Below are 25,781 nucleotides of genomic sequence, written 5' to 3'. Positions count from 1 at the left end.
TTGCACCGTAACTCAGGGCAGCGCGGGAAGGTGGACGGTCACCGAGAGACCGCCACCCACAACGGGTTCCGCCGACACCGTGCCACCGTGGGCCTGGACGGCGGCCCGCACGATCGAGAGTCCCAGCCCGGCGCCGGTGCGGGCGGTCCTGGCGACGCCGGCGCGGCGGAACGGTTCGAACAGCTCGGGGACGGCCGCCGGGTCGAGCAGCCCGCCGGACGACCGCACCCGCAGCACCGACCACTGTGGACCGGCCTGCGTGACGACGTCCAGCCAGCCGCCGTCGACGTTGTGCCGCACGGCGTTCTCCAGCAAATTGCCCGCGATTCGTTCCAACAGCGCGGGATCGCCGAACGTCGGCGCCCCCGGGGTCGCGAATTCGACGCGGAGGCCGCGTTTCTCCGCGTCCGGACGGGCCGCGCGCCACGCGCTCGCGACGATCACCGCGAGGTCGACCGGCTCCCTGGCGACCAGACCCGCGCCGTCCGTTCGGGCGAGCAGCAGCAGCGAACCGACCAGCCGCTCGGCCCGCTCGGTCGCGTCGCGGACCACGGCCGCCATCCGCCGCAGCTCGGCTTCGTCGGCGTGCTCGTCGGCCAGGGTGACGTCGAGTTCGGTGCGGATGACCGCGAGCGGCGTCCGCAGTTCGTGGCTGGCGTTCGCGACGAAGTGCCGTTGCGCGTCGAACGCGGCTTGCAGCCTGTCGAGCATGTCGTCGAACGTCTCGGCCAGTTCGGCGAGTTCGTCCTTGGTGCGGACCTCGCCGATCCGCTCCCCCATCGACTCGATCGACAGGCGGCGCGCAGTCCCGGTGATCTCGCGCAGCGGCTGGAGGACCCGCGCGGTGAACGTCCACGCGAGGATCCCCGCCGCCAGCACGACGAAACAGAACGCGACCGCGCCGAACAGCAGTACCCGGTTCCGGGCGTAGATCCGCAGATGCTCGGTGACGGCGGAGGCGTCGACGTCGACGCCGTCGACCCGCACGGTGGTGCCCGGCGGCAGCTGCGGAACGGCGGAAACGGCGTCCCCGACCAGGTTCCAGGTCAGCCAGAGCAACAGGACGCTGACCAGTGCCACCAGCCCGGTCGCGAGCAACGTGACCCGCGCGCGCAGGCTGCGGGCACCGGACAGGTTCACCCCCGCGCGTTCCCCTGCTCCGGCACCCGGTAGCCGGAGCCGACGACGGTTTCGATGATGCCCGGCTCGCCGAGTTTCTTCCGCAGTGTCATCACGGTGACCCGGACGGTGGTGGTGAACGGGTCGGCGTTCTCGTCCCACACGCGCTCGAGCAGCTCCTCGCTGCTGACCACCGAACCGGCGGCCGACAGCAGCACCTCCAGCACGCCGAACTCCTTGCGGGTCAGCTCGACCGGACCGCTCGCGCGGCGGACGGTCCGCCTCGCCGGGTCCAGTTCGACGTCGCCGGAAGTCAGCAGCGGCGGCGCGGCCGGGGTCGCGCGACGGCCCAGCGCGCGCACCCGCGCGACGAGTTCGGGGAAGGCGAACGGCTTGGCGAGATAGTCGTCGGCGCCGAGCGAAAGCCCGTCCACGCGGTCCGAAACGGAACTGCTCGCGGTGAGCATCAGCACCCGGGTCAGCTCACCGGACGCGACGATCTCGCGGCACAGGTCGTCACCGGACATCCCGGGCAGGTCGCGGTCGAGCAGCACGACGTCGTACCGGGTGACGGCGGCCTTCTCGTGCCCGTCGTCACCGGTGAGCGCGATGTCCACCGCCATGCCCTCGCGCCGCAGGCCGCGTGCGATCGCGTCGGCGAGGGGTTCTTCGTCTTCGACTACCAGAATTCGCACGACACTACGTTGCCACACCTTCCTGAGAGTGACCTGATCGGAGTATCGCGTCGGTACAGCTGGTCGGGACCGCAGGGTCGGGGTGCTCGTGTTGTGAACGCCACTTTCGCAACGTTGAAGGTTGCGAAAGTGGCTTTCACAACCCGCGCCGGACTGATCAAGCCACTCACGACCAGCGCAGGGCGAACCACAACCGCATCCGGAGCTCCGGATCCGCCAGATCGACCCCCAGCGCCCGTTCGATCTGCCCGATCCGGTGCCGGACGCTGTTGCGGTGCACGCCCAGTTCGGCGGCCGTCCGGTCCCAGCCGCCGTGGTGCGCGAGCCAGGTCCGCAGCGTCTCGACCAGTTCCCGGTCACCCTTCCGGTCGAGTTCGCGCAGCGGCGCCAGCTCCTGGGCGGCGAACCCGGCGGCCGCGTCCGGCGCGATCAGCGCGTCGAGCCCTGAAGAGTCTTCCGCCACCACCGGCCGTCCCAGCGCGCCTGCCCGCGCCAGCAGCAACTCGACCTCGCCCGCCGCCTCGGGAAGCCGGTCGGGCGGGACGGGCGAGCCGACGACCGCGAGCCAGCCGTCGGCGCGGAGCCGGTCGAGGTCGCCGATCTCCGGCGCCTCGCGGACGATCGCGGTGAACCGCGGTCCGGGCAGCAGCCGCACCAGCGGGGTGTCGAGCCGGGCACGCAGCCAGTCGTAGCGCGCGGCGGCCTCGCTCGGGCCGCGCCGGTAGGCGATCCCGGCGACCAGGCGGCGTTCGTCCCCGCCGACCGCGTCGGTCTCCCCCAGCAGCAACGCCGTGGCGGTGGCGCCCAGCCCGGCCGCGTCCGATCCCGCGCGGCCGGCCAGCCCGAGCAGCGCCGCCCCGACCGACAGGATCGAGCGGTCCGCGCCGTCGAACCGCTCGACCCGGCCGACCACGACCAGATGCGACGCCGTCGCCTGCGGGTACACCGGTTGCGCGACGACGTGCGTGCCGTCGGCCAGTTCCGTCGTCGCGCTGCGGATCCCCCGGCCCGCCCGCAGCGTGGCGACCAGTTCCCGGACCTCGGCGGGCAGCGGTGACGGCGCGCCGTGGTCGGCGGCGAGGACGTCGCCGACCCCGACCAGCGCCACCCACGCCCGCAGCCGCCCGGCCAGCGCGCTCGCCAGTTCGCCGAGGCCGTCACCGGCGGCCCTGGTCAGCGCCTCGCGCGCGACCGCGATCCGCCGCTGTTCGCGCTGTCCGGCCTCGGCGAGCGCGACCGACACCGCCCGGCTGATCGCCAGGAACGGCGTCCGCGGCTGGACGATCAGCAGCGGGAGGCCGTGCCGGACGCACGCCGTCCGCAGCGACGGCGGCAGCGTCTCGTAGGCGCCGGGGGTGAGCCCGAACCCGAGCGCGGAGATCCCGCTGTCGGCCAGCCGCCGGACATAACGGTCGATCTCGGGCGGCTCCTCCGGCAGGTTCACCCCGGCGGTGAGCAGCAGTTCCGCCCCGAGGAGATACGGCGCCGGGTCCCGCAGCTCGCTGACGTGCGCCCAGCGCACCGGGGCGTCGAGCGCGCCCGGCCGCAGGGTCTCCACGACCGGGTCGAGTGCCAGTTCCGGGTTGCCGACCACGGCCCGTAACGGGACATTCACATCCGAGTCGAGCGGATCGCGGGTTCGGGTCATTCCATCCTCGTTTCCACTGGACTTCGGATGGATCATCCCATGTCGTTCAAGCTGCGAACGAACCTACGGTGACCCGAACGAAGCGAACAGCCCCGAGGCAAGGAGGACACCGTGGCCGGTGACTACGCGGTGATCGCGCTCTACATAGCGGGCATGATCGGCGTCGGCTGGTTCGGGCTGCGGCTCGCCAAGACCAAATCCGACTACCTGGTCGCGGGCCGTCGCCTCGGCTGGTTCATGTACTCGGGCATGATGTCCGCGGTCGTCCTCGGCGGCGCTTCGACGGTCGGCGGGGTGAAGCTCGGCTACACCTACGGCATCTCCGGTGCCTGGCTCGTGATCGCGATCGGCGTCGGCATCCTGGTCCTCCACACGCTGTTCGCGCGGCGGCTGGTGAAGCTGCGCGTCTACACCGTCGGGGAGATGCTCGATCTGCGCTACGGCGGCTCCACCAGCGCCATCTCCGGCGTCGTCATGTGGGGCTACACGCTGATGCTGACCGTCACCTCGACGCTGGCGTTCGCCACCATCTTCAAGGTCCTCTTCAACGTCCCGAGCTGGGCCGGCATCGCCATCGGCGGGTCGATCGTGGTGCTCTACTCGGTGCTCGGCGGCATGTGGTCGATCACGCTGACCGACATCGTCCAGTTCGTCATCAAGACCATCGGCATCCTGCTGATCCTGCTGCCGGTCTCGATCGCCTCGGCGGGCGGGTTCGACGGGATGGCCGCGCGGCTGGACGAGAGCTACTTCGAACTGACCGCCATCGGCGGCGACACGATCTTCACCTACTTCCTCATCTACAGCTTCGGGCTGCTGATCGGCCAGGACATCTGGCAGCGCGTGTTCACCGCGCGGACGCCGGGCATCGCCACCGGCGGCGGCGTGATCTCCGGCGTCTACTGCCTGGTCTACGGCCTCGCCGGCGCGCTGATCGGCACCGCGGCCAAGGCGCTGTACCCGAACCTCGCCAGCGCGCAGGACGCGTTCGCGACCATCGTCGAGGAGCAGCTGCCCGCCGGGATCCGCGGCCTGGTGCTCGCGGCGGCGCTGTCGGCGATGATGTCGACCGCGAGCGGCGCGCTCATCGCCTGCTCCACGGTCAGCACCTCGGACCTGCTTTCCAAGCTGGGCCTCAAGAAGGCCGTCAACGAGGTCACCAGGAACCGCGTCACCACGCTGGTCCTCGGTCTGGTCGCGATCGGCATCGCGATGATCGTGGACGACGTCGTCAACGCGCTGACCATCGCCTACGACATCCTCGTCGGCGGCCTGCTGGTCGCGATCATCGGCGGCCTGGCCTGGAAACGCGGCACCCGTCAGGGCGCGCTCGCGTCGATGGTCGTCGGTACCGTCGTGGTCATCACGTTCATGTTCGTCGACGGCGTCGAGGCCAACAGCCCGATCTACTGGGGCCTCGGCTCGAGCCTGGCGGTGTACCTGGTGGTCAGCTTCCTCACCCCGCGTACCTCGGACGAGATCCTCACCGTGTGGACCCGCCGCCTGAACGGCAGCGCGGTCGCCGAAGAAGAAGAGGCGAAAATCGCCGCTTCGAAATCCTGAAACCCTTTCACCCCAAGAAGGAGACACCGTGCCTGAGCAGACCCCGATCGGACCCGTCGACTCTTCGAGGGTGCCCCGGTTCGCCGGTTTCGCGACCTTCGCGAGGCTGCCGCGGCTCGATCAGGTCGAGCGCGCCGACGTCGCCGTCGTCGGGGTGCCGTTCGACGCCGGGGTGTCCTACCGCCCCGGCGCGCGATTCGGTCCCGCCGCGCTCCGTGAGGCCAGCCGGCTCCTTCGCCCGTATCACCCGGAACTCGACGTTTCGCCGTTCGCCGAAACGCAGGTGGTCGACGCCGGCGACATCGCGCTCAACCCGTTCAACATCGGCGAGGCGATCGAGACCCTTCAGGACGAGGCCGAGGCTCTGACCGCGGGCGGGACGCGGCTGGTGACCGTCGGCGGTGACCACACGATCGCGCTGCCGTTGCTGCGGGCGGCGGCGAAGAAGCACGGACCGGTGGCGTTGCTGCATTTCGACGCGCACCTCGACACCTGGGACACCTACTTCGGCGAGCCGTACACGCACGGCACCCCGTTCCGGCGGGCGTCCGAGGAGGGCCTCCTCGACACCGAAGCGCTGTCCCACGTCGGCACGCGCGGCCCGCTGTACGGCAAGCGGGATCTGGAAGAGGACCGCCGCCTCGGATTCGGCATCGTCACCTCCGGCGACGTCATGCGCCGCGGGGTCGCCGAGACCGTCGACGCGCTGCGCCAGCGCATCGGCGGCCGCCCGCTCTACATCTCGGTCGACATCGACGTGCTCGACCCGGCCCACGCACCGGGCACCGGCACCCCCGAAGCGGGCGGGATGACCAGCCGCGAACTGCTGGAGATCCTGCGCGGCCTGCGGGACTGCAACCTGATCGGAGCCGATGTGGTGGAGCTGGCCCCGGCTTACGATCATGCCGAGATCACCGCCATCGCGGCTTCCCACGTCGCCTACGACCTGGTGAGCCTGCTCAGTTTGGGGAAGGGCGCATGACCAGCACTGAACGGATAGGCGGCGACGTAGTCGTCGAAACCCTCCACGCGCTCGGCGCGGACACCGTGTTCGGCCTGCCCGGCCAGCACGCGCTCGGCCTGTTCGAAGCGCTGCGGCGCACGGACGACCTGCGCGTCATCAGCTCGCGGGTGGAGAACAACCTGGCGTTCGCGGCCGACGGGCACGCCCGTGCCCGGCTCGCGGCCGACCCCGAGGGCCCGGTCCCGGTGACGCCGATGATCGTGTCGACCGGTCCCGGCGCGCTGCTGACTTTGGCTTCGTTGCAGGAATCCCGGGCGGCGTCGGTCCCGGTGCTCGGGATCTCCAGCCAGATCCCGGTCGCCGGGCTCGGCGGCGGACGGCACGGGTACCTGCACGAACTGCCCGATCAGCAGGCCAGTTTCCGTGACGTGGTGAAGTCGGTGCACGTGGTGCGCACCGTCAGCCAGATCCCGACGGCGCTGCGCGAGGCGTGGGAATCGGCGGCGACCGCGCCGTACGGCCCGGTGTGGGTCGAAATCCCGCAGGACATCCTGCTGGCGCGGACAGATCTGCCGCGGATCACGTCGGTGACCGCACTGCCCGCTCCGCTCGCCCCGTTGCCGGAACTCGTCACCGAAGCCGCGAATCTCCTTGGCGCGGCGAAGAATCCGGTGATCCTCGCCGGTGGTGGCACACTGCGCTCGGGCGCGCGGGCGGAACTGAAGGCACTCGCGGAGGCGTTGCGCGCGCCGGTGCTGTCGACGTTCGGCGGCAAGGGCGTCTTCGGCTGGGACCACGAACTGTCCGGGCAGTCCTGGCTGGAGGACTGGCACAGCACCGAGTTCCTGTCGGACGCGGATGTGCTGCTGGTGCTGGGTTCCGGGCTCGGCGAGCTGTCCAGCAACTACCGCGAGTTCGCCCCGCGCGGCCGGATGATCCAGGTCGAGGCCGATCTCGGGAAGCTGGAGTCGAACTACCCGGCGCTGGGCATCCACGCCGACGTCCGCCTTGTCCTGCAAGCGCTGCTGGAGCAGGTGCCGTTCCGCCAGTCCGACGGCGAGGCCGAAAAGGCCGTGGCAGAACTGCTGGCCAAGGTCCGTGAACGCCTCGACGCACAGGACCTGGCCACCGAGCGCAAGCTGATCGACGACATCCGCGCGGCGGTCCCCGAAGGCACGCAGACGTTCTGGGACATGACGATCGCGGCCTACTGGGCCTGGTCGGCGTGGAACCCCGAGGGTGCGCCGATCCACACCGCGCAGGGCGCGGGCGGCCTCGGCTACGGCCTGCCCGGCGCGCTCGGCGGCGCCGCGGCGACCGGTGGCCCGGCGCTCGCGGTGTCCGGTGACGGCGGCGCGATGTACGGCGTCGCGGAATTGGCCACGGCGGTCCAGCACGGGCTGGACGTCACGTGGCTCGTCATCGACGACGGCGGCTACGGCATCCTGCGCGAATACCTGACCGGCGCCTTCGGCCGGTCCACCGCCACCGAACTCGCGCGGCCCGATTTCGCCGCGCTGGCGAAGTCCTTCGGCGTCAGCGCCACCGTGTCCTCTTTGGACACCGTCGGGAAGGACCTGGCCGACGCGCTGGGCACACCCGGCCCCTCGGTGGTCGTCCTTCCCGCCCTGCTGAAGATGTTCGAGCCGACCCACCTGGAGAAGAAATGACTCAGGTCCTGAATTTCATCGACGGCGCCGAGGTACCGGCGGCGGGCTCGCGGACGCTCGACCTGGTGGACCCCGCCACCGGCGAGGTCTTCGGCACCAGCGTCCTGTCCGAGCAGTCCGATGTGGACGCCGCTCTGGAGGCCGCCGAACGCGCGTTCGGCGTGTGGCGCAAGAGCACTCCCGCGCAACGTCAGCTCGCGCTGCTGAAGATCGCCGACGCGGTCGAGGCCCGCGCGGAGGAGTTCGCCGAGCTCGAAATCCGCGAGACCGGCAAGATCCGCGCCGTCGTGCTGGAGGAGGAGATCCCGGAGTGTGTCAGCGCGCTGCGGTTCTTCGCCGGCGCGGCCCGGCAGCTCGAAGGCACCGCGTCAGGCGAGTATCTGCCAGGGCACAGCTCGGCGATCCGCCGTGAACCGGTCGGCGTCTGCGCGCAGATCGCGCCGTGGAACTACCCGCTGATGATGGGCGTCTGGAAGATCGCCCCGGCGCTGGCGGCGGGCAACACCGTCGTGCTGAAGCCCGCCGAGACCACGCCGTCGACGGCCGTGCTGCTGGCGAAGGTCGCGGCGGAATTCCTGCCGAGGGGCGCGTTCAACGTGCTGTGCGGCGACCGCGACACCGGCCGCGCGCTGGTGAAGCACCCGATCACCGAACTGGTGTCGATCACCGGGTCGACCCGCGCCGGCATCGACGTCGCCACCGTCGCGGCGGCCGACCTCAAGCGCACGCACCTGGAACTCGGCGGGAACGCGCCGCTGCTGGTCTTCGGCGACGTCAACCTCGCCGAGGCGGCCGAGGGCATCGTCGGCGCGGCGTTCTACAACGCCGGGCAGGACTGCACAGCGGGCAGCCGGGTGCTGGTGGACGCGGCGATCCACGACGAGTTCGTCACGGAGCTGACCAAGGCCGCCGCCGCGCAGAAGCCCGGCGCGGACTTCGGCCCGCTCAACAGTGAGGCGCAGTTCGGCCGGGTCCGCGGGCTCGTCGAAAACCTGCCGTCGCACGCCCGCGTGGAGACCGGCGGTACCCCGGCCGGTGACCGCGGGTTCTTCTTCTCCCCCACCGTGATCTCGGGCCTGAAGCAGGACGACGAGATCGTGCAGGAGGAGATCTTCGGCCCGGTGATCACCGTCCAGTCCTTTGTGGACGAGGACGAGGCGGTGCGCCTGGCCAACGGCGTCCCGTACGGGCTGGCGTCGTCGATCTGGACCAACGACCTGTCACGCGCGACCCGCGTCTCGGGCGAACTCGACTTCGGCTGCGTCTGGGTCAACACCCACGGGCCGCTGGTCTCGGAAATGCCCCATGGCGGCTTCGGGCACTCGGGCCACGGGAAGGACCTCTCGTCCTACTCCTTCGCCGAGTACACCCGCGTCAAGCACGTCATGACCCGCTTCGCCTGAAGCTTTTAGCCGGAGGTCCCCATGGGTGACAAGGTCACCGAAGTCGAGCAGCACGGCATCGCGCCGATCCCGCCCGAGGAACAGACTTCGCGTCCGCGCGACCTGTTCCGCATGGCGTTCGGCGGCGCGAACACCTTCGCCACCATCATCCTCGGGACCCTCCCGATCGCGTTCGGCCTGAGCTTCTGGGCGGCGGTGGCGGCCACCGTCGCGGGCGTGGTCGTGGGCGCGCTGGTGCTCTCGCCGATGTCGCTGTTCGGCCCGCTCACCCGGACCAACAACGCGGTCTCCTCCGGCGCGCACTTCGGCGTCGTCGGCCGCTGTGTCGGCTCCTTCCTCTCCCTGCTGACGGCGATCACGTTCTTCGCCATCTCGGTCTGGGTGAGCGGCGACGCCGTCGCCGGTGCGGCACAACGGCTTTTCGGTTTCGACGGCGGTGAAGTGCTCCGCGGCGTCGCGTACGGCGTCATCGCGATCGCGACGCTGGTGGTGTGCATCTACGGCTACCGGTTCATGCTGCTGGTGAACCGGGTCGCCGTGGTGCTGGGCACGGCGATCATGCTGCTCGGGATCATCGCCTACGGCGGCACGTTCGACCCCGGGTTCGCCGGCACCGGGACCTACGCGCTCGGGGATTTCTGGCCGACCTGGATCCTCGCCGCGCTCACCACGATGGCGAACCCGATCTCGTTCGGCGCCTTCCTCGGCGACTGGACGCGCTACATCCCCGCGCGCCACAGCCGCCGTTCCCTGCTGGCGGCGCCGTTCCTGGCGCAGGTGGCGACGTTGCTGCCGTTCGGGTTCGGCATCGCCACCGCGACCCTGGTCGCGGATCCGGCCGACTACATCACCGGCCTGACCGCGATCTCCCCGCTCTGGTACGCGATCCCGCTGATCGTCGTCGCGCTGATCGGCGGGCTGTCCACCGGCACGACGTCGCTCTACGGGACCGGGCTGGACTTCAGTTCGATCTTCGTGAAGCTGAGCCGGGTACAGGCGACGCTGCTGATCGGCTCGCTCAGCGTCGTGTTCATCTTCGTCGGCAACTTCGTGCTGGACATGGTGTCCAGCATCAACGCCTTCGCCACGCTGATCGTGCTGTGCACGTCGCCGTGGATGGTGATCATGATGATCGGTTTCGTGCTGCGGCGCGGGTTCTACGATCCGGACGATCTCCAGGTGTTCAACCAGGGCCGCAAGGGCGGGCGCTACTGGTTCACCCGCGGCGTGAACTGGCGGGCGATGGCCGCGTGGATCCCGGCGACGACGCTGGGCCTGCTGACGGCCAACACCCCGATGATCGCCGGGCCGCTCAAGGACATCGCGGGCGGCGTGGACATCAGCATGGTGGTGACGCTGTGCACGGCGGCGATCGCGTATCCGGTGCTGGTGAGGCTCTTCCCCGAGCCGCGCGAGGTCTACTCGTACGCGGAGCCCGTCACGGAACCGGCCGTCGCGGTCTAGGCGAAACGGCGCAACGCGCCGAGGAACATCGCGTCGAAGGCACGGTCCGGGAGCACCCGGCGCACGAACAGGATCGGCTTCGCCCCGAACCCGGCGGCGTAGCGGGTCTTCGGGCGCCGGGCCCGGACCGCCTTCATGATGACGTCGGCGATCACCTTCGGGTCCGAGCCGCGCGCGGCCTGGTCGAAGAACTTCGCGAGTGCCTTGGCCTGCGGCGCGTAGGCGGTGTCGCCCGAGGTCTTGAGCAGGTTCTCGACCGCGATGCCACCCCATTCGGTCTTGATGGCGCCCGGCTCGATCACCACGACGTCGATGCCGAACGGCTTGAGTTCCAGCCGCAGTGAGTCGCTGAGACCTTCGACCGCGAACTTGGTCGAGTGGTACCAGCCGCCGAGCGGTTCGTAGATCTTGCCGCCGATCGACGAGATGTTCACGATCTTGCCGGAGCCCTGGGCGCGCATATGCGGCGTGGTCAGCTGGACGAGCCGCGCGAGGCCGAACAGGTTGACCTCGAACTGGTACTTCCCTTCCGAGAGCGGCACGTCCTCGAAGGCCCCGTACGAGCCATAGCCCGCGTTGTTGACCAGGACGTCGATGCGGCCGGACTCCTCGATGATCCGCTCGACGCCCGCGACCATCGACGCGTCGTCGGTGACGTCCATCTCGAGGACCTTGACCCCGCGTTCGGCGAGTCCGGTCATCCGCTCGACGCGCCTCGCGGCGCCGTAGACCGTGTAGCCCGCCTCCCGCAACGCGAGGGCCGTGGCTTCGCCGATTCCCGCGGAAGCGCCCGTGACCAGTGCGACCTTCATGTCCCTGCTCCTAACTAACCGGTTGGTTGCCAACTCAGATTGCCACGCCCCTCGACTGGCTGTCAACCAACCAGTTAGTTAGACTGGGTCACATGGTCAGGGACAAGGAAGCGACCAAGCGGAAGCTGCTGGACGCGGCGACCACCGAGTTCGCGACGTACGGCATCGCGGGCGCACGGGTGGACCGCATCGCGAAGAACGCCGGCGCCAACAAGGCGCTGATCTACGCCTATTTCTGCAGCAAGGAGTACCTGTTCGAGACGGTCGTGCAGGAACAGGTGGACGCCGCGATCAAGGCGGTCCCGATCACCCCCGACGACCTGCCCGGCTACGCGGGACGGTTGTTCGACCGGTATCTCGAGCACCCCGAGGTCCTGCGGCTCATGGGCTGGCTGCGGCTGGAGAACGGCTTCGACGCCGCCCCGGAGGCCGAGGTGCGGGCGCACGCGGACAAGGTCGCCGCGATCCAGGCCGCGCAGCGTTCGGGTTCCGTGCCGGACCACTTCGACGCCGAGGAACTGCTGAGCCTCGTCGTGCACCTGTCGATCCTGGGATTCTCCTCCCCCGCCGCGACCCGGGACCTCGTCGTCCGCTCGGTCGCCCGGCTCACGGGAACCTGAGAGACTTTTCGCGCGACCACTGGGTACACCACCTGGGAGGTCGTCTTGCAGCGCCGAACTTTTCTGCGTGCTTCAGCCGTGTCCGCCGGTCTCGTGGGCGTCACCGCCCCCGCCGCGTCCGCCGCCACCCCGTTGCGGGTGCAGATCCTGATGTTCGACGGCGTGGAGGAACAGGATTTCGTCGCTCCCGTCGAAGTGCTGGGGCTGGCCGGGAAACTCACCGGCGGCGCCGTGGTCACCTCACTGGTTTCGGCAGGGCGACCCGGTCCCGTGAAGTGCACCTACGACACTGTGGTCGAGGTCCCGCGAACCTGGTCGCCCTGCGACATCCTGGTGGTGCCCGGCGGCGGCTACACCGACCGGAACGGCCCCGGTGTGCACCGGCTCAACGCGGATCAGGGTTTCCTGCGGCGCCTGACGGCGTCACGGGCGCTTCCGGTCGGGATCTGCACCGGGACGATGGTGCTGTCCGCGGCAGGTCTGACGAAGGGCCGCAACGCGACGACGCACAACGGCGCGAAGGCGGATCTGGCCGCTCAGGGCGCGAAGGTGATCGACGCGCGTGTCGTCGACGACGGCGATCTGATCACCGGCGGCGGGATCACCGCGGGTCTCGAAGTGTCGCTCTGGCTCGTGGAGCGCTTCTTGGGCGCGAAAGCGGCTCGGCGGACCGAAGTGGTGCTGGAGTACGAGCGGCGGGGCACCGTCTGGCGGGCCTGACCGGGGGCTGATGGGAGCTTTCCCCGCATGCCATGCGAGGAAAGCTCCCTTCACCGCGTGTGATGCGGGGAAAGTCCCCTTCAGCGGTGCGTGTCCTCCGGCGCCGGCGTCCGGCTGGCGAGGTTCGCCGACCACTCGGTCACCCGCCGCGCCACGTCCTGCGCGGTCAGCCCGACCCTGGCCAGCACCTCCTCGCGCGAACCGTGGTCGTGGAACACCTGCGGCACCGCGAGGTCACGCAGCGGGACGTCGCATTCGGCGTCGCGGAACAACGCGGCCAGCGCGGACCCGAAGCCACCGTGGCGGCCGCTGTCCTCGACGGTCACGACGAGCTTGTGCTGCTCGGCCAGCGCGACCAGTTCGGCGGGCGCCGGGACGACCCAGCGCGGGTCCACCACAGTCACGCCGATGCCTTGGTCGGCCAGCCGGTCCGCCGCGGCGAGCCCGAGCATCGCGAACGCGCCCACCGCGACGAGCAGGACGTCGGCGTCACCGGTCGGCTTGCGCAGCACGTCCACCACGCCGACGCGTTCCACGGCGGGCACGGAGTCGATCACGCCGCCCTTGGAGAACCGCAGCGCCGTCGGCCCGTCCTCGACGGCGACGGCCTCGCGCAGTTCCTCGCGCAGTGTGCCGGCGTCGCGCGGCGCGGCGACCTTCATGCCCGGCACCATGCCCAGCAGCGACAGGTCCCACATGCCGTGGTGGCTCGGCCCGTCCGGTCCGGTGATGCCCGCCCGGTCCAGCACCAGCGTCACCGGCTGGCGGTGCAGCGCGACGTCCATCAGCACCTGGTCGAAAGCGCGGTTCAGGAACGTCGAGTAGACGGCGACGACGGGATGCTTGCCGCCCATCGCGAGACCGGCGGCCGAGGTCACCGCGTGCTGCTCGGCGATGCCGACGTCGTACCAGCGGTCCGGGTACGCCTCGGCGAACTTGTGCAGCCCCGTCGAGCGCAGCATGGCCGCGGTGATCGCGACGACGTCCTCGCGGTCGGCGCCGATCTTGACCAGTTCGTCGGCGAAGACGCCGGTCCAGCTCGGGCCCTTGACCGGCGGCAGGCCGGTCTCCGGGTCGATCGGGTCGGTCTGGTGCATCTGGTCGGCCTGGTTGGTGACCGCGGGCTCGTAGCCGTGGCCCTTCTCGGTGACCACGTGCACGATGACCGCGCCGCCGAAGTCGCGGGCGCTCTGGAACGCCTTCTCCAGCGCGGCGAGGTCGTGCCCGTCGACCGGGCCGAGGTACTTGAGGCCGAGGTCGGAGAACATCATCTGCGGGCTCAGCGCGTCCTTGAGCCCGGCCTTCGCCGCGTGCAGCGCCGCGTAGATCGGCTTGCCGACGATGGGCGTGTGCCGCAGCAACTCCTTGCCGCGGTCGAGGACGCGCTCGTAGCCCGGCTTGAGCCGCAGCGACGCGAGGTGGTCCGCGACGCCGCCGATGGTCGGCGAGTACGAACGGCCGTTGTCGTTGATGACGATGACGACCGGGCGGCGCGGGTTCGCGGCGATGTTGTTGAGCGCCTCCCAGCACATGCCGCCGGTCAGCGCGCCGTCACCGACGACCGCGATCGCGTGCCTGCCGCCACCGCCGAGTTCGAACGCCTTAGCCAGACCGTCCACATAGGACAGAGCTGTCGACGCGTGACTGTTCTCGACGAGGTCGTGCTCGCTCTCGCCGCGCGCCGGGTAGCCGGTGAGGCCGCCGAGCTGGCGCAGCTTGTCGAAGCCGTCGTGCCGACCGGTGACGATCTTGTGCACGTACGCCTGGTGACCGACGTCCCACACGATGGCGTCGCTCGGCGAGTCGAAGACCCGGTGCAGCGCCATCGTCAGCTCGACCACACCCAGGTTCGGGCCGAGGTGACCACCGGCGAGCCGCACCTTGTCGACGAGGAAGTCCCGGATCTCCGCGGCCAGCTCGCCGAGCTGCTCCGGGTTCATCCGCTTCAAGTCGGCCGGTCCGTGCACGGACTCGAGCAACGTCACTCTCCCACCTCGCCTGGTTCCTCTTCCGCCGTTCCGGCCAGTCTACGGAGGGCGGCTGAGAGTCTTCCGTCCCCCGCGTCACGGGTCACATGTCAGAAAATCACCACACCGCACCCGACGGTGTGAACATGGTCTCGTTTGCCAAGTAGCGGTCACGTGGGGTGCCCGCGATAATCGCTGATCGACGGTTGAGCAGAAGCCTGGTTGGAGTGGCTTGATGGCGGATTTCTTCATCGGTGGCGAATGGGTCGACGCGGTCGGCGGTGGCCGCCGGGAGATCCGCTGCCCCGCTGACGGCTCTCTGGTCGCGGAGGTCGCCGAAGGCACCCGCGAGGACACCGAAGCGGCCATCGCCGCCGCGAGGAGGGCCTTCGACACCGGCCCGTGGCCCGCCACTCCCGCTCCAGAACGCGGTGACCTGCTGCTGAAGGCCGCCGGCCTGCTCGACCGCGACGCCGCGGCCTTCGCCCGCGCCGAGTCGCTCGACACCGGGAAACGGCTGGTCGAGAGCGAATACGACATGGCCGACATCGCCGCCTGCCTGCGCTACTTCGGCAAGCTCGCCGCGAACGACGCCGGCCGCGTGGTCGACACCGGAAACCCGGACGCGTTCAGCCGGATCGTGCACGAGCCGGTCGGGGTCTGCGGGCTGATCACGCCGTGGAACTACCCGCTCCTGCAGACCATCTGGAAGGTCGCCCCCGCGCTCGCGGCGGGCAACACCTTCGTCCTCAAGCCCAGCGAGCTGACCCCGCACACCTCGATCATGCTGATGAAGCTGCTGACCGAGGCCGGGCTGCCCGGCGGCGTCGCGAACCTGGTGCTCGGCGCCGGCGCGCAGGCGGGGGCGCCGTTGTCCGAGCACCCGGACGTCGACCTCGTCTCGTTCACCGGTGGCCTGGCGACCGGGAAGATCATCGCCGCCTCGGCCGCGTCCACCATCAAGAAGGTCGCGCTGGAACTGGGCGGCAAGAACCCGAACGTCGTCTTCGCCGACTCGGACTTCGACACCGCCGTCGACTACGCGCTGACCGCGGTCTTCCTGCACTCCGGGCAGGTCTGCTCGGCGGGTGCCCGCCTGATCGTCCAGGAGGAGTGGCACGAGAAGTTCGTCGACGAACTCGTCCGGCGGGCCGAATTGATCCGACTGGGTGGACCTTTCGACCCGAAGGCTGAAACCGGTCCGTTGATCTCGGCCGCCCATCTGGAAAAGATCGAACGTTACGTCGCGAGGGCGCTGGAAGAGGGCGCCGTCCTGCGCACCGGCGGCAAACGCCCCGACGATCGCGAACTCGCGAAGGGGCACTACTACCTGCCGACCATCCTCGACAACGTGAAGCAGGGCAGCAGCGCCGTCGTCGACGAATCGTTCGGCCCGGTGCTCACCGTCGAGACCTTCACCGACGAGGACGACGCCGTCCGCATCGCCAACGACACGCATTACGGCCTCGCGGGCGCGGTGTTCACCTCCGACGCGTCCCGCGCGCAGCGGGTCGCGAACCGGCTGCGGCACGGCACGATCTGGATCAACGACTTCCACCCGTACCTGCCGCAGGCGGAATGGGGTGGCTACAAGCAGTCCGGCTTCGGGCGGGAACTCGGCCCGACCGGACTCGCCGAATACACGGAGGCCAAGCACATCTACCAGAACCTCCGGCCCGCACCACAGCGCTGGTTCTCCGGGGAGCCTGCCGCATCCAACTAAAGACGGGAAACTGCCGATGAGCACTCCTTCCGATGACGGCTTGGCCGGTTTCGGCTACAAACAGGAACTCGAAAGAACGCTCGGCAACTTCCACACCTTCGCCGCGGGAATCAGCTACATCTCGATCCTGACCGGCACCTTCCAGCTGTTCTACTTCGGCTTCAGCTTCGGCGGGCCCGCCTACTGGTGGTCGTGGCCGATGGTGTTCGTCGGGCAGCTGATGGTCGCGCTGTCGTTCGCCGAACTGGCGGCGCACTACCCGGTGGCTGGTTCGATCTACAACTGGTCGAAACGGCTCGGCAGCCCGCACGTGGCGTGGCTGGCGGGCTGGATGATGCTCACGGCGTCCATCGTCAGCATCGCGGCCGTGGCGCTGGCCTACCAGATCACGCTCCCCCAGATCTCGTCGTTCTTCTCGTTCTCCGGCGACAGCGCGGTGAACGCGGTCATCCTCGGCACGATCCTGATCCTGTTCACCACGCTGGTGAACGCCTGGGGCGTGAAGCTGATGGCGCGGATCAACAGTGCCGGCGTGTTCATCGAACTGATCGCGGCGGTCCTGCTGATCGTCGCGCTCGCGGTGAACATCACGCGGGGCCCCGAGGTCGTCATGCAGACCAACGACACCGGCGCCGACCAGCCGTGGGGCTACTTCGGGGCGTTCCTGGTCGCCTCGCTCGCGTCGACCTACGTCATGTACGGCTTCGACACCGCCAGTTCGCTCGGCGAGGAATCGCACGACCCGCGCAAGAACGCGCCCAAGGCCATCCTGCGCGCGCTCATCGCGTCGTTCGTCATCGGCGGGCTCATCCTGTTGCTGGCGCTGATGGCCGTGGGCGACATCGACAACCCGCAGATCGCGACCGGTGGCCTGCAGTTCATCGTCCTCGACGTGCTCGGCAGCACCGTCGGCACGATCTTCCTGCTGGCGGTGGTCATCGCGATCACCGTGTGCAACCTGGCCGTGCAGTCGGCGGCGATCCGGATGATGTTCGCGATGGGCCGCGACAACAACCTGCCCGCCGGAAAGCACCTGGCGCGGGTCTCACCGAAGACGAAGACGCCGGTCGTCCCCGCGATCGTGTCCGGCGTCATCGCGGTGCTGATCCTGGTGGTCAACGTCGGCCAGCCGCAGATCTTCACGGTGATCACCAGCATCGGCATCATCATGATCTACCTGGCGTACCTGCTGGTCACCGTCCCGATGCTGGTGAAGCGTTTCCGCGGGCAGTGGCCGCCGCCGAAGGTCGAGGGCACCAAGTACTTCTCCCTCGGCAAACTGGGGCTGCCGGTCAACATCCTCGGCGTGCTGTGGGGCGGTGCGATCGTGGTCAACCTGGCATGGCCGCGGCGCGAGGTCTACAACGCGACAGAGCCCTATCACTGGTACCTCGAATGGGGGGCCGTGCTGTTCGTCGGCGCGGTGGCGGTCGTCGGTTTCGCGTATTACTGGTTCGTCCTGCGGCACAAGAGCGGCGTCCTCGCCGATCACGCCGCGGAAGCACATCCCGAGGAGGCAGCACAGTGACCGGAGAGTTCGACTACATCGTCGTCGGCGGCGGGACGGCGGGTTCGGTGGTCGCGGCGAGACTCTCGGAAGACCCGGACGTCACCGTGGCGCTCCTGGAGGCCGGACCGTCCGATGTGGACGATCCGGCGGTGCTGGAACTGACGAAGTGGATGGGCCTGCTGGAATCCGGCTACGACTGGGACTACCTGGTCGAGCCGCAGGGTTCCGGAAACTCCTTCCTGCGCCACGCCCGCGCGCGGGTGCTCGGCGGCTGCTCGTCGCACAACTCGTGCATCGCGTTCTGGGCGCCGGCCGAGGACCTCGACGAATGGTCGTCGCTCGGCCTGCCCGGCTGGTCGGCTCAGGACATCTTCCCGCTGTACAAGCGACTCGAGACCAACGACGGCCCGGGCGACCACCACGGCCGCTCGGGCCCGGTGACCATCCGGTCGGTGCCGCCGAACGATCCGACCGGCGTCGCGCTCCTGCAAGCCTGCGAGCAGGCGGGCATCCCGCGGACGGAGTTCAACTCCGGCAAGACCGTGACGCACGGCGCGAACTGGTTCCAGATCAACGCGCGCGAGGACGGGACGCGCTCGTCGGCGTCGGTGTCCTATCTGCACCCGATCATCGGCAAGCGGCCGAACCTGGAGATCATCACCGGCGCCCGGGTCCGACGGCTGCTGTTCGACGGCAAACGCTGCACCGGCGCGGAGTACCTCGCCGACGACCTGATCCACGGCGTCAAGCTGCGCGCGCGGCGCGAGGTCATCCTGTCCTCAGGCGCGATCGACACGCCGAAACTCCTGATGCTGTCCGGAATCGGGCCCGCCGAGCATCTGCGCGAGGTCGGCGTGGACGTCCTGGTGGACTCCCCCGGCGTCGGCGAGAACCTGCAGGACCACCCCGAAGGCGTCATCCAGTGGGACGCGCTGCAGCCGATGACCACCGAATCCACGCAATGGTGGGAAATCGGCATCTTCACGTCCACGGAAGACGGCCTCGACCGGCCCGACCTGATGTTCCACTACGGCTCCGTACCGTTCGACATGAACACCCTGCGGCACGGCTATCCGACGACGGAGAACGGCTTCTGCCTGACCCCGAACGTCACCCGGTCGCGGTCGACCGGCACCGTGCGGCTGCGCAGCCGTGACTACCGGGACAAGCCGAAGGTCGACCCGCGGTACTTCACCGACGAGCACGACATGCGCGTGATGACCTACGGCATCAAACTGGCCCGCAAGATCGCCGAGCAGCCCGCACTGGACGAATGGGCGGGTACGGAACTGGCGCCCGGCAGGGACGTCAAGACCGACGACGAGATCGCGGACTACCTGCGCAAGACGCACAACACGGTCTATCACCCCTCGTGCACCGCGAAAATGGGCGGCGACGAGGATCCGCTGGCCGTGCTGGACGCCCGGCTGCGGGTGCGCGGCGTCGAAGGCCTGCGGGTCGCCGACGGTTCGGCGATGCCGTTCCTGGTGGCGGTGAACCCGTGCATCACGACGATGGCGATCGGCGAGAAGTGCGCGGACATGCTGAAGGAGGACGCGCGCGCCTAGGTTTCGCGCGGTGAAGGCCCCCTGACTTCGGTCAGGGGGCCTTTGTCGTGTTCGGAAAACCGGTGGAGCGACCGCGCTGGGGCCATTACCGTGCTGCCGGACCACGTCGTCGAGCCGAGGGCCTGCCGTTGTACACCCTGTGAGACCTCCCGAGCGCTGATTTCGTCGCGCGTCGCGTCTTCGCGCCGTGCCTCTTCTTGCTGCGGACTTCTCACTGGAACGGGTGTATTTCCTGTGCTCGAAAACTGGGTGGTCGTACCCACCTGCCTGCCAACCGTCCTGCGCCGTTGCCACGCTTGCGCGTCCGGGCGATTCCGGGCGAACGGCAAATTCCGGGTCAACGCCAATCACAAACTCCTCGACGTCTGGCTCCTCGTGCGCTGCACCGTATGCGGGGACACCGCGAAGCTCACGGTCCTGGAGCGGGTGAACGTCCGCTCCGTCCGGCCTGAGCTGCTGAACCGGCTGCACGAGAACGACCCCGGCCTGGCGGCCGAACTGCTCGCCGATCCGTCCGTCCTTCGCCGCAACCACGTCTCCCTCGATTGGGAGGGCGCCTGGCGGCTCTGTGTCGACCCGCCGTGCCACCAGGACTTTCGCGACGTCTCGGTGCACTTCGCGGCGCGGATCCCGGTCCGGCCCGTGCGGCTGATCGCGGAAGGTTGTGGTCTTTCGCGGGCCGAAGTCGAGCGATTGATCGAGGAAGGGAAGGTGGTTTCGGCGGTGCGGTTGCGGGGGAAGGTGTCCGGGGACTTCACTTTCACGCTCAAACGCTGAGGAACTTTCACGCTCAAACGCTGAGGACGCCGTCGGTCAAGTGGGTCGTGAGTGTTTTGGGTCGTTCTAACGACACTTTCCACTCACGACCCCCCTTGGCGGGGTGACCGTCTCGGCCGTCCCGCGCGCCCGCCGGGTCAGACGGCGCACTCGCGTGTTTGGAGGCGGAACTCACGTGATCAGACGGCGATCTCGAGTGTGCGGCGCCGATCACGCGAGTTACGTCTCCAAACACGCGAGTTCCGTCTCTGATCACGCGAGATCGCTTATCCCGCCCGGACGCGACACCTTGCCTTACCTCTCAGGAGAACCTGAATCACCACTCACGACCCTTGCGCTGCGTCACCGCGCCTGTCGCGCAATTCACCCGCTGGCGGTGAATTGCGCGACTTGCCTTGTCGCTTAAAATTACGAACACTTGTTCGATGAATTTCAGTAATATGGAGACGTGCCCGAGACGACCATTCCCGAACTGCCGCAGGAGTTGTGGCGCGCCGGCAAGCTGGAGCTTGCCCATGGCGTGACGCACCTGCTGGAAGTGATCCGGGTGGCCTCGGCCGGACTGGGGAAGTACCTGGCGGAGGTCGAGTCGCGGGGCGCGGAAGACTTGTTCGGCTACGGGAGCGCGTCACGGTGGTTCGCCGATGTGGCCCGGATTACCCGGGGTGACGCGCAGGACGTGGTGAACCGGGCGTTGGCGTTGAACCCCGCGCGCGAGCCGAGTGGCGAGGTGGCGACATTCGCGCCCGCCACGGCCGCCGCGGCCGAGGACGGCGCGCTCGGGGACCAGCACATCGACGCGATCCTGGACGTCCTCCGGAAGATCCCGGACGACGTGCCCACCGAAGAGCGCGACGGCGCGGAGAAGATCCTCGCCGACCTCGCCCGCGCGGCCGGACCGAAAGAGATCACCAAGGCCGGTAACGACCTCCTCGCGCACCTCGACCCGGACGGGAACGAACCGAAAGATCCGGAACCCGCCCCGCCACGCCGGGAGGTGTTCGTCGAGCGCCGCAAGGACGGCTTCTGGAAGCTGTCCGGGCTCCTGGATCCCGAGACCGGGGCCCGGACCGCAGCCGCCCTCGACGCGTACGGCGCGCGGCGGCCGGTCGACGACTTCGGCCAGGCCGACCACCGGACCATGCCCCAACGACGAGGCGACGCCTGGGCCGAGTTGCTCGACCTCGCGATCGCCTGTCCCGACCAACCGGGAACCTCCGGCTACCGGACCCTCGTGCACGTCACCATCGGCCTCGACGAGCTGAAAACCGGAGCCGGGAAGGCCTGCCTCGACTTCGTCGGCACGATCACCGCCCGCGAAGCGCGCCTGGCCGCCTGCGACTGCCTCATGATCCCCGTCGTGCTCAGCGCCGCCGGTGAGCCGCTGGACGTCGGGCGGATGAAACGTTTCGTCACCCCTGGCCAACGCCGGGCGCTGAACATCCGTGACGGAGGCTGCGCCTTCCCCGGCTGTCATCGGGCACCCAAGCACTGTCACGCCCACCATATTCGGCACTGGGCCGACGGCGGCCCCACCGATCTGCGGAACCTGGTCCTGCTCTGCGGGTTCCATCATCGGCTCGTCCATCACGACGACTGGCAAGTCCGGATGGCGCCCGACGGGATACCGGAATTCGTGCCACCTCAGTACTTGGACCCGTTACGACATCCGCGGCGCAACATCCTCCACCGCGCCGTCGCCTGACCCGTAGAGCCCGAGGAGCCCGTCGCCACACCGGCGACAGGCCCTGAAGAGCCTCAAATGGACACGACGGCCGGAGTGCCCCGGTTCCCGGAGAGCTGGTTCAGCGCCCAGGCCTGTCCGAACTCGGCCAGCGCGGGCCCTGACCAGTAGTCAGGAATACTGACGCCCTTCCACAACTGCATCTTCGGCCCCGCCAGGGTTCCGTGGCTGACCTGCACCTGGACGGCGCCCTCGACCCAGATGAAGACGAAGTGGGCGTACATGAACATCCACGCCTGCCTGCCCAGCAGATCCCGGGTGAGCAGGGGCCCCTCGGACGCGTAGGGCGCCGTGTAGATGATCTGCTTCCGGTCGTTCCGATAGGTGATCTCCTGCGCGGTAACACCAGGTGGGAGCATTGAAGGGAGCACTGGATCAGAATTCCCCGCCGTCATGAGATTCCGCTTTATCGAAACTCAAGTTAGCGAGCACTCCGGCATCCGGACAAGACGAACGAAGCCAATCCATTCCGACGGTCTACAAATATACCGTTATTGCAACAATGCAACACATTCGACGTGGTGCGTCATCGGGAAAGCGTCGAAAGCACGCAAATCCACCAAGCCGTAACCGTGGTCGGCGAACAGTGCGATGTCCCTGGCCAGCGCCGCCGGGTCGCACGCCACGTAGACGATCCGGTCCGGCGAACCCTCCACAATGGACTCGACGACGGCCTTTCCGGCGCCCTTGCGGGGCGGGTCGAGGACGACGACGTCGACGGGTTTGGGCGCGTCGGCCAGCAGGTGCTCGACGCGGCCGGAGCGCCAGCGGACCTGCGGGAGGTCGGCCAGGTTCTCCTCACCGTCGGCGACGGCACGCCGTCCGGATTCGACGGCCAGGACACGTCCACGCGGGCCGACCTGCGAAGCGAGCACCGACGCGAAGAGGCCGACGCCGGCGTAGAGGTCCCACGCGACGCCGTCCTTCGGCGCCTCGGCCCATTCCGCGACGACGGCGGCGAGCGTGTCCGCGGCGGCCGGGTGGACCTGCCAGAAGCCGTGGGCGTCCAGGCGCCACTCGCGATCGGCGGCGTGCTGCACGGCGAGGCCACCCGCGAGCTGCCGCGACTTGGTCTTGCCGTGGACCGTCGAAAGGTCCCGGAGGTGCACCTGGCCTTCGCCGTCCTTGGTGACCTCGATTTCGCTGCCGGGCCGCCAGTTCCGCGACACGACGTCGTCGAGCGCACCGGGGACGGTGATCGGGCAGTCGTCGATCGGGATCACGCGGTGGCTGTGGTGCGCCCGGAACCCCGCGCGGCCGTCCTTGCCCGCGACGAGCCGGACGCGGCTGCGCCAGTCCAGCGGGCCACCGTCGAGCGCCTCGACGACGACCTCGCGGTCGATCCCGGCCAGCCTTTTCAGCTGCTCCATGACCACCGCGGCCTTGAGTTCACGCTGGTATCCCGGAGCGGCGTGCTGCCAGTCGCAGCCGCCGCACTCCCCCGGCGCCGCGAGCGGGCACGGCGGCTCCACGCGGTCCGGCGACGCCTCCAGGACCTCGATCGCGTCGGCACGGCAGAACGAGCCGCCCTTGTCTTCGGTGACCGAGGCCAGGACCCGCTCACCGGGCAGCGCGTGCCGGACGAAGACGACCCGGCCCTCCGCCCGTGCGACGCAGTGCCCGCCGTGCGCGACCGCGCCGACCTCCAGCTCGATCGTCCGTCCGAGCCACGTGCCGGTCGACGCGTCCACACTCATTCTGCTTTGTCCTTAGCTTTTTCGGGCTTGGTCTTCTCGGGCTGCTTGACGACCGGGGAGAATCCGCGCCGGACGTCGCCCGCAGCCGGACGTGCCTTCCGGTCACGTTTGATCGCCTTCTCCGACGATTCGAGCTGCCACGGCACGCTGGTCACCATGACGCCGGGCTGGAACAGGAGCCGCCCCTTGAGCCGCAGCGCGCTCTGGTTGTGCAGGACCTGCTCCCACCAGTGCCCGACCACGTACTCGGGGATGAACACGGTCACCACGTTGCGCGGATTGTCGCCGCGGACGCGCTTCACGTAGTCCAGCACCGGCTTCGTGATCTCGCGGTACGGCGATTCGATCACCTTCAGCGGCACCTTGAAATTGTGGTCGTCCCATTCCTGGACGAGTTTGCGCGTCTCGATGTCGTCGACGTTGACCGTGACGGCTTCCAGGACGTCCGGCCGCACGGCCTTGGCGTAGGAAAGCGCGCGCATCGTCGGCAGGTGCAGTTTCGAAATCAGCACGATCGCGTGGTTGCGCGAAGGCAATACGGCCGGTTTCCGGTCCATCTCGCGCAATTCCTCGGCGACCCGGTCGTAGTGCTTGCGGATCGCGGTCATCAGCGCGTAGATGGCCACCATCGCCGCGATCGCGATCCAGGCGCCGAGCAGGAACTTCGTGACCAGCACGATGACCAGCACGGTGCCGGTCATGGTGAGGCCGATCGCGTTGACCGTCTGCGAACGCCGCATCCGCCGCCGCACCGTCGGATCGGTTTCCCTGGACAGGAGCCGGTTCCAGTGCCGGATCATGCCCGCCTGGCTCACCGTGAAGGAAACGAACACGCCCACGATGTACAGCTGGATGAGCTTCGTGACCTCGGCGTCGAACGCGATGATCAGCACGAGCGCGAACGCCGCGAGGAACAGGATGCCGTTGGAGAACGCCAGCCGGTCGCCGCGGGTGTGCAGCTGGCGGGGCAGATACCGGTCCTGCGCGAGGATCGAGCCGAGCACGGGGAAACCGTTGAACGCGGTGTTCGCGGCCAGCAGCAGGATGATCCCGGTGACGAACGAGATGTAGTAGAAGCCCGGGGTGAAGTCGGCGAACACCGCGTGCGCGATCTGCGCGACGATCGTCTTCTGCTCGTACCCCGCCGGCGTGCCGGAAAGCTGGGTCTCCGGATGTTCGGCGAACTTGACCTCGGTGATGATCGCCAGCGTGATGATGCCGACCAGCATCGTGACCGCGAGCACGCCCATCATCAGCAGCGTGGTCGCCGCGTTCTTCGACTTCGGCTTCCGGAACGCCGGGACACCGTTGCTGATGGCCTCGACCCCGGTCAGCGCGGCGGCACCGGAGGAGAACGTCCTCAGCAGCAGGAAGAAGAACGCGAAACCGGTCAAGGACGCTTCTTCGTGCAGGCCGAAATCGGCGCTCTCGGCGCGCATGTCGGCGCCCGACGCCGCCTCGATCAGCCCCCAGATCACCATGCCGAGAATGCCGATGATGAAGCCGTAGGTCGGGATCGCGAACGCTTTGCCCGATTCGCGCACTCCGCGCAGATTCAGCGCGGTCAGCACGACCACGATGACGACCGCGGTGATCACCTTGTGCTGCGCCACCCACGGAATGGCGGAACCGATGTTCGCCACGCCGGACGACGTCGAAACCGCCACGGTGAGCACGTAATCGACCAGCAGCGCGCTGGCCACGGTGAGCCCGAATTTGCCGCCGAGGTTGGTGTTGGCGACTTCGTAGTCACCGCCGCCGCTGGGATAGGCGTGCACGTTCTGCCGGTAGGACGCGACCACGACCAGCATGACGAGCGCGACGGCGACGCCGATCCACGGCGCGAACGCGTACGCGGACAAGCCCGCGACGCTGAGGGTCAGAAAGATTTCCTCAGGCGCGTAGGCGACGCTCGACAACGCGTCGGACGCGAAAATCGGCAGCGCGATGCGCTTCGGCAGCAGCGTATGCGAGAGGCGGTCACTCCGGAATGGACGTCCGAGGACGAGCCGCTTCAATACGGTCGGGAACTTCGACACCGCAGAAGACTAACGGGCGACCCCCACGGTAGGTTCGGCGCTGGTATGTCTGGGTACCTGCGGACGGGTGAACGTCCG

20 protein-coding genes are annotated in these 25,781 nt (G+C 68.9%); 12 read left to right on the top strand and 8 right to left on the bottom strand.

Annotated features, from left to right (window positions below; all coding sequences use genetic code 11):
* Positions 1-12: 12 nt before the first annotated feature.
* The 3 genes from B0293_RS21750 to B0293_RS21740 form a co-directional block, all read right to left on the bottom strand.
* Positions 13-1,140 carry a sensor histidine kinase gene (locus B0293_RS21750; RefSeq protein ID WP_005156943.1) on the bottom strand — a complete coding sequence of 376 codons (1,128 nt, stop codon included), beginning with the start codon at positions 1,138-1,140 and terminating at the stop codon, positions 13-15.
* On the bottom strand, positions 1,137-1,814 hold the full coding sequence (locus tag B0293_RS21745; RefSeq protein ID WP_005156940.1) for a response regulator transcription factor: 678 nt from the start codon (positions 1,812-1,814) through the stop codon (positions 1,137-1,139). Before B0293_RS21745 ends, B0293_RS21750 begins: the two co-directional genes overlap by 4 nt.
* 166 nt (positions 1,815-1,980) lie before the next feature.
* Positions 1,981-3,462, bottom strand: coding sequence for a PucR family transcriptional regulator (locus B0293_RS21740; RefSeq protein WP_005156938.1), 1,482 nt, complete (start codon positions 3,460-3,462; stop codon positions 1,981-1,983).
* Positions 3,463-3,573: 111 nt separating this feature from the next.
* Here B0293_RS21740 and B0293_RS21735 point away from each other — a divergent pair, with 111 nt between their 5' ends.
* The 5 genes from B0293_RS21735 to B0293_RS21715 are packed head-to-tail and all read left to right on the top strand — an operon-like array spanning position 3,574 to position 10,526.
* A complete protein-coding gene (locus tag B0293_RS21735; protein ID WP_005156937.1) occupies positions 3,574-5,025 on the top strand; it encodes a sodium:solute symporter in 1,452 nt (483 codons plus the stop codon).
* A 28-nt stretch (positions 5,026-5,053) separates the two neighbouring features.
* Positions 5,054-6,007 (top strand): agmatinase, encoded by a 954-nt coding sequence (gene speB / locus B0293_RS21730; protein WP_005156935.1) that lies wholly within the window; start codon positions 5,054-5,056, stop codon positions 6,005-6,007.
* Positions 6,004-7,659 carry a thiamine pyrophosphate-binding protein gene (locus tag B0293_RS21725; RefSeq protein ID WP_005156933.1) on the top strand — a complete coding sequence of 552 codons (1,656 nt, stop codon included), beginning with the start codon at positions 6,004-6,006 and terminating at the stop codon, positions 7,657-7,659. The genes speB and B0293_RS21725 overlap by 4 nt, the downstream gene beginning before the upstream one ends.
* Positions 7,656-9,062, top strand: coding sequence for an aminobutyraldehyde dehydrogenase (locus tag B0293_RS21720; protein WP_005156930.1), 1,407 nt, complete (start codon positions 7,656-7,658; stop codon positions 9,060-9,062). The genes B0293_RS21725 and B0293_RS21720 overlap by 4 nt, the downstream gene beginning before the upstream one ends.
* Positions 9,063-9,083: 21 nt before the next feature.
* Entirely contained in the window at positions 9,084-10,526 is a 1,443-nt protein-coding gene (locus B0293_RS21715) for a purine-cytosine permease family protein (RefSeq protein WP_005156928.1), read from the top strand.
* On the opposite strand, the gene B0293_RS21710 is transcribed toward B0293_RS21715, so the two are convergent.
* Positions 10,523-11,338 carry an oxidoreductase gene (locus tag B0293_RS21710; protein ID WP_005156925.1) on the bottom strand — a complete coding sequence of 272 codons (816 nt, stop codon included), beginning with the start codon at positions 11,336-11,338 and terminating at the stop codon, positions 10,523-10,525. The genes B0293_RS21715 and B0293_RS21710 overlap by 4 nt on opposite strands.
* 92 nt (positions 11,339-11,430) lie before the next feature.
* Between B0293_RS21710 and B0293_RS21705 the strand changes: the two genes are divergently transcribed.
* On the top strand, positions 11,431-11,958 hold the full coding sequence (locus tag B0293_RS21705) for a TetR family transcriptional regulator (protein WP_005156923.1): 528 nt from the start codon (positions 11,431-11,433) through the stop codon (positions 11,956-11,958).
* A 78-nt stretch (positions 11,959-12,036) separates the two neighbouring features.
* Positions 12,037-12,678, top strand: coding sequence for a DJ-1/PfpI family protein (locus tag B0293_RS21700; protein ID WP_005156921.1), 642 nt, complete (start codon positions 12,037-12,039; stop codon positions 12,676-12,678).
* A gap of 80 nt (positions 12,679-12,758) precedes the next feature.
* Here B0293_RS21700 and dxs read toward each other — a convergent pair whose 3' ends face one another.
* Positions 12,759-14,663 carry a 1-deoxy-D-xylulose-5-phosphate synthase gene (gene dxs / locus B0293_RS21695; protein WP_005156918.1) on the bottom strand — a complete coding sequence of 635 codons (1,905 nt, stop codon included), beginning with the start codon at positions 14,661-14,663 and terminating at the stop codon, positions 12,759-12,761.
* A gap of 217 nt (positions 14,664-14,880) precedes the next feature.
* Here dxs and B0293_RS21690 point away from each other — a divergent pair, with 217 nt between their 5' ends.
* The 5 genes from B0293_RS21690 (at position 14,881) to B0293_RS21670 (ending at position 21,928) form a co-directional block, all read left to right on the top strand.
* Entirely contained in the window at positions 14,881-16,368 is a 1,488-nt protein-coding gene (locus B0293_RS21690; RefSeq protein ID WP_005156911.1) for an aldehyde dehydrogenase family protein, read from the top strand.
* Positions 16,369-16,384: 16 nt separating this feature from the next.
* Positions 16,385-17,896: an APC family permease gene (locus B0293_RS21685; protein WP_005156908.1), complete on the top strand. Its 1,512-nt coding sequence runs from the start codon at positions 16,385-16,387 to the stop codon at positions 17,894-17,896.
* The gene (locus tag B0293_RS21680) at positions 17,893-19,446 is read left to right on the top strand and encodes a GMC family oxidoreductase (RefSeq protein ID WP_005156907.1); all 1,554 of its coding nucleotides are present in this window, start codon (positions 17,893-17,895) and stop codon (positions 19,444-19,446) included. Before B0293_RS21685 ends, B0293_RS21680 begins: the two co-directional genes overlap by 4 nt.
* A 234-nt stretch (positions 19,447-19,680) precedes the next feature.
* Positions 19,681-20,223: a DUF1062 domain-containing protein gene (locus tag B0293_RS21675; RefSeq protein WP_005156903.1), complete on the top strand. Its 543-nt coding sequence runs from the start codon at positions 19,681-19,683 to the stop codon at positions 20,221-20,223.
* Positions 20,224-20,671: 448 nt separating this feature from the next.
* Entirely contained in the window at positions 20,672-21,928 is a 1,257-nt protein-coding gene (locus B0293_RS21670; RefSeq protein ID WP_005156902.1) for an HNH endonuclease signature motif containing protein, read from the top strand.
* 53 nt (positions 21,929-21,981) lie between these two features.
* On the opposite strand, the gene B0293_RS21665 is transcribed toward B0293_RS21670, so the two are convergent.
* From B0293_RS21665 to B0293_RS21655, 3 genes are all read right to left on the bottom strand, one after another.
* Positions 21,982-22,326 carry a hypothetical protein gene (locus B0293_RS21665; protein ID WP_005156900.1) on the bottom strand — a complete coding sequence of 115 codons (345 nt, stop codon included), beginning with the start codon at positions 22,324-22,326 and terminating at the stop codon, positions 21,982-21,984.
* Between the two features lie 132 nt (positions 22,327-22,458).
* Positions 22,459-23,664: a class I SAM-dependent RNA methyltransferase gene (locus tag B0293_RS21660; RefSeq protein WP_005156897.1), complete on the bottom strand. Its 1,206-nt coding sequence runs from the start codon at positions 23,662-23,664 to the stop codon at positions 22,459-22,461.
* On the bottom strand, positions 23,661-25,703 hold the full coding sequence (locus tag B0293_RS21655) for an APC family permease (protein ID WP_005156894.1): 2,043 nt from the start codon (positions 25,701-25,703) through the stop codon (positions 23,661-23,663). Before B0293_RS21655 ends, B0293_RS21660 begins: the two co-directional genes overlap by 4 nt.
* Between the last annotated feature and the right edge of the window lie 78 nt (positions 25,704-25,781).

Source organism: Amycolatopsis azurea DSM 43854, from assembly GCF_001995215.1.
Lineage (GTDB): Bacteria > Actinomycetota > Actinomycetes > Mycobacteriales > Pseudonocardiaceae > Amycolatopsis > Amycolatopsis azurea.
The sequence above is the reverse complement of the archived record's forward strand: the minus strand, read 5'-3'. Positions and strand labels throughout refer to the sequence as shown.

What these genes read in the sequence shown, in the direction of transcription:
- B0293_RS21720 (WP_005156930.1), top strand. Translation starts at nt 7,656, where the DNA reads ATGACTCAGGTCCTGAATTTCATCGACGGCGCCGAGGTACCGGCGGCG.
- B0293_RS21690 (WP_005156911.1), top strand. Translation starts at nt 14,881, where the DNA reads ATGGCGGATTTCTTCATCGGTGGCGAATGGGTCGACGCGGTCGGCGGT.
- B0293_RS21725 (WP_005156933.1), top strand. Translation starts at nt 6,004, where the DNA reads ATGACCAGCACTGAACGGATAGGCGGCGACGTAGTCGTCGAAACCCTC.
- B0293_RS21710 (WP_005156925.1), bottom strand. Translation starts at nt 11,338, where the DNA reads ATGAAGGTCGCACTGGTCACGGGCGCTTCCGCGGGAATCGGCGAAGCC.
- B0293_RS21740 (WP_005156938.1), bottom strand. Translation starts at nt 3,462, where the DNA reads ATGACCCGAACCCGCGATCCGCTCGACTCGGATGTGAATGTCCCGTTA.
- B0293_RS21660 (WP_005156897.1), bottom strand. Translation starts at nt 23,664, where the DNA reads ATGAGTGTGGACGCGTCGACCGGCACGTGGCTCGGACGGACGATCGAG.
- B0293_RS21665 (WP_005156900.1), bottom strand. Translation starts at nt 22,326, where the DNA reads ATGCTCCCACCTGGTGTTACCGCGCAGGAGATCACCTATCGGAACGAC.
- B0293_RS21715 (WP_005156928.1), top strand. Translation starts at nt 9,084, where the DNA reads ATGGGTGACAAGGTCACCGAAGTCGAGCAGCACGGCATCGCGCCGATC.
- B0293_RS21685 (WP_005156908.1), top strand. Translation starts at nt 16,385, where the DNA reads ATGAGCACTCCTTCCGATGACGGCTTGGCCGGTTTCGGCTACAAACAG.
- B0293_RS21705 (WP_005156923.1), top strand. Translation starts at nt 11,431, where the DNA reads ATGGTCAGGGACAAGGAAGCGACCAAGCGGAAGCTGCTGGACGCGGCG.